This window comes from Mycolicibacter senuensis (assembly GCF_003284925.1).
Classification (GTDB): Bacteria; Actinomycetota; Actinomycetes; order Mycobacteriales; family Mycobacteriaceae; genus Mycobacterium; species Mycobacterium algericum_A.
This window is the reverse complement of record NZ_QMEX01000145.1, coordinates 1-8581: the sequence shown is the minus strand read 5'-3', so window position 1 is coordinate 8581 and position 8581 is coordinate 1. Positions and strand designations below refer to the sequence as shown.

Below are 8581 nucleotides of genomic sequence, written 5' to 3'. Positions count from 1 at the left end.
GGCGGCTTACGTGGACAACGCGGCCGCCGAACCGGCAGTGCACGCGGCGGTGGCCGTGATCGACGACGCCGACCTCGGCGACGAGGACGCCGAGCTGACCGTCGGCGACGCCCAGGACCACGACCTGGCCTGGTATGCCACCCAGGAGCTGCCGTTCCTGCTTGACCTGCTCTGATGTCGGCCGGGCGAAGCTACGCTACCGTAGGTTCATCGTGAGCAAGAAACATTCCGCGGTCACCGCGAACATCGGCGACACCACGCGGCCGACCGTCGCCGGCGCCGATCGTCATCCGGGTTGGAACGCATTGCGCCGCATCGCCACCCGCATCACCACGCCGCTGTTGCCGGACGACTACCTGCGACTGGCCAACCCGCTGTGGTCGGCCCGCCAGCTGCGCGGGCGGGTGCTGGAGGTGCGGCGTGAGACCGCCGATTCGGCGACGCTGGTCATCAAACCGGGCTGGGGTTTTCACTTCGACTACCGGGCCGGTCAGTACATCGGCATCGGCTTGCTGGTCGACGGCCGCTGGCGCTGGCGGTCCTACTCGCTGACCTCCAGTCCCGTGACCGGGTCACGCACCATCGCGATCACCGTCAAGGCGATGCCCGAGGGATTCCTGTCCAGCCACCTGGTGGACGGCGTCGCCCCGGGCACCGTGGTCCGGCTGGCCGCCCCCCAGGGCGAGTTCGTGCTACCGGATCCGTCGCCGGCCACGGTGCTGTTCTTGACCGCCGGGTCCGGCATCACCCCGGTGATGTCGATGCTGCGGACCCTGGCCCGCCGGGACGGCATCACCGACGTGGTGCACCTGCACTCGGCGCCCACCGCCGACGACGTGCTGTTCGCCGACGAGTTGGCGGCCCTGGCGCGTGAGCATCCCGGCTACCGGCTGCTGTTGCGCGCCACCCGCACCGAAGGCCGGCTGGACCTGTCCGGGCCCGGCTCGCTGGACGCCGCGGTGCCCGACTGGCGCGGCCGGCAGGCCTGGGCGTGCGGGCCGGCGGCGCTGCTGGGCGACGCCGAGCGCATCTGGGCGGCCGCCGGGATCGCCGACCGGCTGCACATCGAGCGATTCACCCTCGCGCGCACCGCGGTGGCCGACGGTGGCGGTACGGTCACCTTCGCCGCCAGCGGCAAGAGCGTCGTGACGGATGCGGCGACGACGCTGCTGGAGGCCGGTGAGAGCGTCGGGGTGCAGATGCCGTTCGGCTGCCGGATGGGCATCTGCCAGTCTTGTGTGGTGGAGTTGACGGCCGGCCAGGTCCGCGACCTGCGCACCGGTGATGATCATGAGCCGGGCACCCGCATCCAGACGTGCATCTCGACCGCCGCCGGCGACTGCGAACTGGACGTCTGAGGGTTACCCGTTGGTAACCTACGCCAACGTAGGTTACGATATCGTAGGTCAAGGTTTCAGCATCCCGTGTCCGAAAGGCGGTTCGATGGCGGTAACCGACGTCGAGGTGTTCGCGCACCTCAGCGACGCCGATGTGGAGAATCTCGCCGCCGAGCTCGACGAGATCCGCCGCGACATCGAGGCATCCCGCGGCGAGCGCGACGCCCGCTATATCCGTCGCACCATCGCCGCGCAGCGGGTGCTCGAGGTGACCGGCCGGCTGATGCTGGCCGCCGGCTCTCGCCGCTCGGTCCGCTGGGCCGGCACCGCGACGCTGGGCGTGGCCAAGATCATCGAGAACATGGAGATCGGCCACAACGTCATGCACGGCCAGTGGGACTGGATGAACGACCCGGAGATCCACTCCGGTGGCTGGGAGTGGGACATGGCAGGGTCGTCCAAGCACTGGCGCTTCACCCACAACTTCCAGCATCACAAGTACACCAACATCCTCGGAATGGATGACGACGTGGGCTACGGCCTGCTGCGGGTTACCCGTGACACGCCCTGGAAGCGCTTCAACCTGTTCAACCTGTTCTACAACGCCATGTTGGCGATCGGGTTCGAGTGGGGAGTCGCCTTGCAGCACTTGGAGATCGGCAAGATTTTCATGGGCCGGGCAGATCGTGCGGCGACGCTGGTGCGGCTGCGGGAGTTCGTCACCAAAGCCGGCCGGCAGGTGTTCAAGGACTACATCGCGTTCCCGGCGCTGACCGCGCTGTCGCCCGGCGCGACGTTTGGCTCGACGCTGAAGGCCAACGCGATCGCCAACGTGATCCGCAACGTGTGGTCCAACGCGATCATCTTCTGCGGCCACTTTCCGGACGGCGCCGAGAAATTCACCAAGACCGACATGGTCGGCGAGACACGCGGCCATTGGTATCTGCGACAGCTTTTGGGCAGCGCCAACATCGACGCCCGGCAGCCGATGCGGTTCTTCAGCGGCAGCCTGTCCCATCAGATCGAACACCACCTGTACCCGGACCTGCCCAGCAACCGCTACCCCGAGATTGCGGTGCGGGTGCGCGAGATCTGCGAGCGCTACGACCTGCCTTACACCTCGGGTCCCTTTCTGGTGCAGTACGGCAAGACCTGGCGCACCATAGCCAAGTTGTCACTGCCGGACCGATTCCTGCGTGACACCGCCGATGATGCCCCGGAGACTCGCAGCGAGCGGATGTTCGCCGAGTTGGGCCCGGAGTCGACCGGAGCCGACCCGGTGACCGGCCGGCGTCGCGGACTCAAGACCGCGATCTCTACCGTGCGGGGCTGGCGGCGCGACAAGCCGGCCCGCCTGGCCGCCTGACCTCCCGTTGTGGCGCGCTAACCCTCGCGGAGCGTGGACAGCAGGTGTCGCGCGGCGGCGACGCGCCGTACCGCGGGCCCACTCAGCGAGTCCAGGGCGCATTCGGGGTCGGCCGGCGGCCCCAGATGTCCACAGCCCCGCGGACATTCGGTGATCGCCTCGGCGAGATCGGAGAACGCCATCAGCACATCGTCGGGCGCGATATGGGCCAGGCCGAACGATCGGATGCCCGGGGTGTCGATCACCCAGCCTGATCCGGCCAGCGGCAGCGCCACTGACTGGGTGGAGGTGTGCCGGCCCCGGCCGATGTCAGTGACCTGCCCGACCGCTCGGTCGGCTTGCGGGACAAGGCGATTCACCAACGTCGACTTGCCCACCCCGGAGTGGCCCAGCAACACCGTGATGTGCGACTGCAGTAGCGGAGCCACCGCGTCGAGCGGATCGTCGCGGCCTGCGGTGACCACCGTGAGATCCAGGTCGGCGAACTGGCCGGCGAACGGCTCCGGATCGGCCAGGTCCGTCTTGGTCAGGCACAGGATCGGCACCAATCCGCCGGCGTAGGCGGCGATCAGCGTCCGCTCGACGAGTCCGGTGCGCGGCGGCGGGTCGGCCAGGGCCACCACGATCAGCAGCTGGTCGGCGTTGGCGACCACCACCCGTTCTGTCGGATCGGTGTCATCAGCGGTGCGGCGCAACACCGTTCGTCGTGGACCGCGCCGGACGATGCGGGCCAGCGTGTCGGGCCGGCCGGACAGGTCGCCGACGACGTCGACGTTGTCGCCGACGACGATCGGGGTGCGGCCCAGTTCCCGGGCGCGCATCGCGGTGATCTGGCGATCCGGCTCGCCGTCCAGCACACACCCCCAGCGGCCGCGGTCGACGCTGACCACCATGGCCGAACGGGCATCGGCGTGTTCGGGGCGGATCTTGGTGCGCGGCCGGGAGCCGCGGCCGGAACGGACCTTGACGTCGGACTCGTCGTAGTCGCCGGGCTTCAAGCGCTCGAACCCGAATCGGCCAGCATCTCCGCCCACATCCGGGGGAAGGCGGGCAGGGTCTTGGCGGTGGTCTCGATGTCCTCCACGTCGACGTCGGCGACCCGCAGGCCGATGATCGCGCCTGCGGTGGCCATCCGGTGATCGGCATAGGAACACCAGGTTCCGCCGTGCAGCGGCGCCGCGGTGATGATCAGGCCATCGGGTGTTTCGGCGGCGTCACCGCCCAACCGGTTGATCTCGGTGGCCAACGCCGCCAACCGGTCGGTCTCGTGCCCGCGCAGGTGCGCGATACCGCTCAACCGCGACACCGATCCCGGCGCGGCCAGCGCGGCCAGCGCGGCCACGGTCGGGGTGAGCTCACCGACGGTTCGCAGGTCGATGTCGAATCCGGCATAGCTGGGCGGTCCCTGTACCTGTAACTGCGAATCGGTGTGGCGCACCGTCGCGCCTGTCCTGCCGATGACGTCGATGATGGTGTCGGACGGCTGAACGCCGACCGCCGGCCAGTCGGCGACGCGCACCTCGCCGCCGGTGACCACGGCCGCGGCCATAAACGGGGTGGCGTTGGACAGGTCTGGCTCGATCTCCCAGTGCCGGGCCGTCGGGGTGGCCGGCGACACCCGCCAGCGGTCGGCGGTGGTGTCGTCGACGTCGATCCCGGCCTGGCGCAGCATCGTGACCGTCATTGCGATGTGCGGCGCCGACGGCAGCGACGCGCCGGTGTGCACCACGGTCAGCCCGTCGTCGAACGCCGCCGCGGCCAGCAGCAGGCCGGAAACGAACTGTGAGGACGCCGAGGCGTCGATCGCCACGGTGCCGCCGGCGACGGACCCGGTGCCCTTGACCGTGAACGGCAGGGTGTCACCGTCGACGGCGATACCCAGGCTGCGCATTGCATCCAGCAGCGGAGCGATGGGCCGGGCCCGGGCCTGCTCGTCGCCGTCGAAGGTGACGGTCGCGGTGCCCAGCGCGGCCAGCGGCGGCACGAACCGCAATACGGTGCCGGCCAGGCCGCAGTTCAGCCAGGTGTCCGGCTCGGGGTCGATCTCGCCGCTGACCGTCACCTGGTGGGCCACCGCCTCGACGCGCAGACCCAGTGCACGCAGCGCGTCGAGCATCAGGTCGGTGTCGCGGCTGCGCAGCGCCCCGGAGAGGGTGGAGACCCCGCCGCCGCGCGCGGCCGCCAGCGCCGCCAGCACCAGCGCCCGGTTGGTCTGGGACTTCGAACCCGGCACGGTGACCGTGGCGTCGACAGGGGTGGTAGCGGTCGGTGCCGGCCAAGTCGTCACGGCTTCATCCTGCCAGCGTTTTGCTCCGGCGCTGGTATTCGGCGGTTCAGTGAGGCTCGACGGAGGAGAGGCGCGGCTGGGGCCGCCGCATGAATACCGCGGTTCAGTGAGGCTCGACGGAGGAGAGGCGCGGCTGGGGCCGCCGCATGAACGCCGCGGTTCAGTGAGGCTCGACGGCGTAGAGGCGAAGCTGGGGCCGCCGCATGAACGCCGCGGTTCAGTGAGGCTCGACGGAGGAGAGGCGAAGCTGGGGCCGCCGCATGAACGCCGCGGTTCAGTGAGGCTCGACGGAGGAGAGGCGAAGCTGGGGCCGCCGCATGAACGCCGCGGTTCAGTGAGGCTCGACGGAGGAGCGGCGAAGCTGGGGCCGCATGGAACCCGGCGTACCGGATGTGCTGGGCGCGTTCTTTGCCGATTGGCCGCGTTGCAGCACCCGGCCGTTCACCCGGGATCGTTACCATCGCGGCATGGCTCTGGCAGCGGGCTCCATTTTTGCTGAGTACACCATCCTCAAACTGTTGGGTGCCGGCGGGATGGGCAAGGTGTACCTCGCGCAGCATCCCCGGCTCCCGCGTCGTGATGCGCTGAAGGTGCTTCGCCGCTCGCTGAGCGCCGACGACGAGTACGAGGAGCGCTTCCGGCGGGAAGCCGAAGCCGCCGCGGTGTTGGACCACCCGAATATCGTGCGGGTGCACGATCGTGGCGAGTTTCGGGGACGGCTGTGGATCGCCATGGAGTACGTCGACGGCGAGAGTCTCGCCGAGCTGATCACCCGCAGGTTTCCGGCCGGTATGCCCCCGGATGCCGTGGTCCCGATCGTCGCGACCATCGCCGACGCGCTCGACTACGCCCACCGGCAAGGTGTGGTGCACCGCGACGTCAAGCCCAGCAACATCCTGGTGACCGAGTCCGAAGCCGGTGACCTGACCGCGGTGCTGGCCGACTTCGGCATCGCCCGGCAACTGAGCGGGCCCACCGGGCTGACCGCGAGCAATCTGGCGATCGGCACCATCGCCTATGCCGCGCCGGAGCAGCTGATGGGCGACGAGGCGCTGCAATACGCCGACCAGTACGCGCTGGCTGCCACCACCTTCCAGATGCTTACCGGTACGCCGCCGTTCCACCACGACAACCCGGTGACCGTCATCAGCCACCATCTCAACACGCCGCCGCCACCGCTGAGCGCGCAGCGGCCCGAGCTGGAAGAACTCGACGACGTGCTGGCCGCGGCGCTGGCCAAAGACCCCGCCGAGCGGTTCCGGAACTGTTCGGACTTCGTCGCGGCGCTGGCCGAGCAGCTGAGCGATCCGGATGCCGCGGAGGCACCCGACGCCGCCAGCACCGTCGTTCGGGGCGTTCCGCGAGCGGTACCGGACCCCGCGCCACGGAGCCGGCTGGCGAGACTGGCCCGGCCGGCCCTCGTCGTGCCGCTGGCGCTGGTGCTGGTCGGCTCGGTGGCGACGGTCGTCCCGCGCATGTTGGCCGACGAGCCGGTGGACACGACCGCCGCCGGTGGCGAGCCGGCGGCCGCGGTGGTGCCGCCGGTCAAGGCGCCGCCGTTCGACGGGACCTACCGGGTGGACGCCAACCGGGCGGGGGAGAAGTACAACGGTGTCCCCAACCCGCACCCGCCCAACGTGAGTACCTGGTGGGCGGTCCGGACGACATGCGACGAGCGGGCATGCACCGCTTCGGCAACGATGCTCGATCAGAAGGACCACCACAAAGCGGCGACGCTGCCCGACGGTGGCACTCAGATGAAGCTCGAATACGTTAAAGAGAGCTGGCGTTCGGAGCCGCAGCAACTGGACGCGCCGTGTGTGGCCCCCGACGGGCGGCTGGGTACCCAGACCACCACGCAGGTGTTGACGCTGGAGCCGACCATTCCCGGTGTCCTGCACGGGGCGATGGTCGCCACCGTCGATACCAACGAATGCTCCCAGCGGGGCGCCCAGATCTGGGTTCCGGTGGTGGCCAGTCGCTTCGGCGATGCACCGGTAGAGGTCGTCGGCGACGTCGAGGCCGCCAAGCGCGTCAAACCGGCCTGACAGCGGCCACGCATCGAATCAGCCTGATACCTCCGCGCAGGTGTTCGCCGAATGCAGCCGTGAGTCGACTGCTGTCCGGCGAATCACCCCGCGCTGGGCGGTCGGCTCATCATCCGGTGGCGGTAGCCGTATCGCGGCACGAACCGAAAACCGCTGGTCCCACCGCCACCGCCACCGCCGGCGGCAGCAGCCGCGGCCGCGGGCAGGGCAGCCAGGCCGGTCATGCCTGGCATGCCGTTTCGGGGCATCATGCCGGCTTCTGCAGTCACGGCCATCCGGCTGGAGACCAGCGTCGCCGCGGCCTGGTTGGCCGACGTGGGCGCCACCGGCCAGCTCTGCGGCACTGACAGGGCACCGATCTGGATGCCCCGGCCTACCGCAGCCGCCGGCCCCCCGTTGCCGAACCCCGGGGTGTTGATGGCGGCGGTCCCGACGCTCTTGGTCGCGGCCTCGGCCGCCTTCGCCAGGCCCCCGCCGAAGTCCCTGAGGGCCGAGGCGGCCCCCGGCGCTTGGTCCCAGCTGTAGAGCGCTCCCTGGCTGAGCCCCTGGGCGAGTCGCATCCCCATGCCCGAGTTGAGCAAGGTGGTGTACGTCGTCAGCTTGTCGACCCACGGCTGGAGGGCCGCCGTGAGCGGGGGCACGGTGCCGGCCCCCGGCGTCGTGGGCGTACTGGTCGCGGCGCCCGCCTGCGCTAGCGACTGCGCCGTGGTCAACCCCTGCGACGCGGCCGAGTTGCCGGCGGCCTGGGTGGTCGCGGCGGCTTGCGCCGCGGGTCCGGCCGGGTTGGTGGTCTGCGGTGGCGGGCTGAACTCTGAGAGCTGCGAAGCGGCGGCGGAGCCACCAGCGTAGCCGTACATCGCCGCGGCGTCCTGCGCCCACATCTGCGCGTAGTGGGCTTCGGTCGCCGCGATTGCCGGGGTGTTTTGGCCGAAGAAGTTGGTGGCGACCAGCATCATCAGTTGCGCCCGGTTGGCCGCCACCACCGGCGGCGGCACGGTCATCGCGAACGCGGCCTCAAATGCGGCCGCAGCGGCCTTGGCCTGACTGGCAGCCAGCTCGGCCTGCGCGGCGGTGGTCTTGAACCAGGTGGTGAACGGCAGTGCCGCGGCCGCCATCGCCGCCGCCGACGGGCCGTGCCAGCTGCTGGTCAGGTCCGTGATGGTCATGTCGAGGGCGGCTGCGGTCAGGCTGAGCTCCTCGGCCAGCACATCCCAAGCCGCCCCCGCTGCCAACATCGGGCCGGACCCAGCTCCGGCGTACATCCGTGCGGAATTGATCTCCGGCGGCAATGCCCCGTAGTCGATCACTATGCCCCTTGGCCCCTTGGTGCTATCCGCCGAACGGACGGCGCGGCATCACGGTCAATGCGGTTCCGTAGCGCGGCGCGCCGAACCCGCGGAAGCCAGCCCCGGCCGCACCCGCTGCGCCTGCCGGGACCCCGGCCATCCCCATCGGGGGTGCCATCGGAGAGTTGCCGAGAATTCCGCCGGTCGCGGGGCCGATCGGCTGCCACGTGCCACCCGACACCGGGCCCAACGCGGTC

At 70.1% G+C, this 8581-nt stretch carries 8 protein-coding genes; 4 read left to right on the top strand and 4 right to left on the bottom strand.

Annotated features, from left to right (window positions below; translation table 11 throughout):
• From DQP56_RS25385 to DQP56_RS20520, 3 genes are all read left to right on the top strand, one after another.
• A partial coding sequence (locus DQP56_RS25385) for a DUF6912 family protein (protein WP_435673891.1) occupies positions 1-175 on the top strand: 175 nt, incomplete at its 5' end.
• 37 nt (positions 176-212) lie between these two features.
• The gene (locus DQP56_RS20525; RefSeq protein ID WP_112688585.1) at positions 213-1358 is read left to right on the top strand and encodes a ferredoxin reductase; all 1146 of its coding nucleotides are present in this window, start codon (positions 213-215) and stop codon (positions 1356-1358) included.
• 85 nt (positions 1359-1443) lie between these two features.
• Entirely contained in the window at positions 1444-2703 is a 1260-nt protein-coding gene (locus tag DQP56_RS20520; protein WP_112688583.1) for a fatty acid desaturase family protein, read from the top strand.
• Between the two features lie 17 nt (positions 2704-2720).
• Here DQP56_RS20520 and rsgA read toward each other — a convergent pair whose 3' ends face one another.
• Positions 2721-3701 carry a ribosome small subunit-dependent GTPase A gene (gene rsgA / locus DQP56_RS20515; protein ID WP_112688589.1) on the bottom strand — a complete coding sequence of 327 codons (981 nt, stop codon included), beginning with the start codon at positions 3699-3701 and terminating at the stop codon, positions 2721-2723.
• Positions 3698-4990, bottom strand: a complete 1293-nt coding sequence (aroA, locus tag DQP56_RS20510) for a 3-phosphoshikimate 1-carboxyvinyltransferase (RefSeq protein ID WP_112688581.1) — start codon at positions 4988-4990, stop codon at positions 3698-3700. Before aroA ends, rsgA begins: the two co-directional genes overlap by 4 nt.
• A gap of 467 nt (positions 4991-5457) precedes the next feature.
• Here aroA and DQP56_RS20495 point away from each other — a divergent pair, with 467 nt between their 5' ends.
• On the top strand, positions 5458-7038 hold the full coding sequence (locus DQP56_RS20495) for a serine/threonine-protein kinase (RefSeq protein WP_205868938.1): 1581 nt from the start codon (positions 5458-5460) through the stop codon (positions 7036-7038).
• Positions 7039-7121: 83 nt separating this feature from the next.
• Here the strand turns inward: DQP56_RS20495 and DQP56_RS20490 are convergent, their stop codons facing one another.
• Both DQP56_RS20490 and DQP56_RS20485 read right to left on the bottom strand, forming a co-directional pair.
• Positions 7122-8342 (bottom strand): PPE family protein, encoded by a 1221-nt coding sequence (locus tag DQP56_RS20490; RefSeq protein ID WP_112688587.1) that lies wholly within the window; start codon positions 8340-8342, stop codon positions 7122-7124.
• A 25-nt stretch (positions 8343-8367) separates the two neighbouring features.
• The coding region (locus tag DQP56_RS20485) for a PPE family protein, SVP subgroup (RefSeq protein ID WP_435673890.1) at positions 8368-8581 on the bottom strand (214 nt) is incomplete at its 5' end.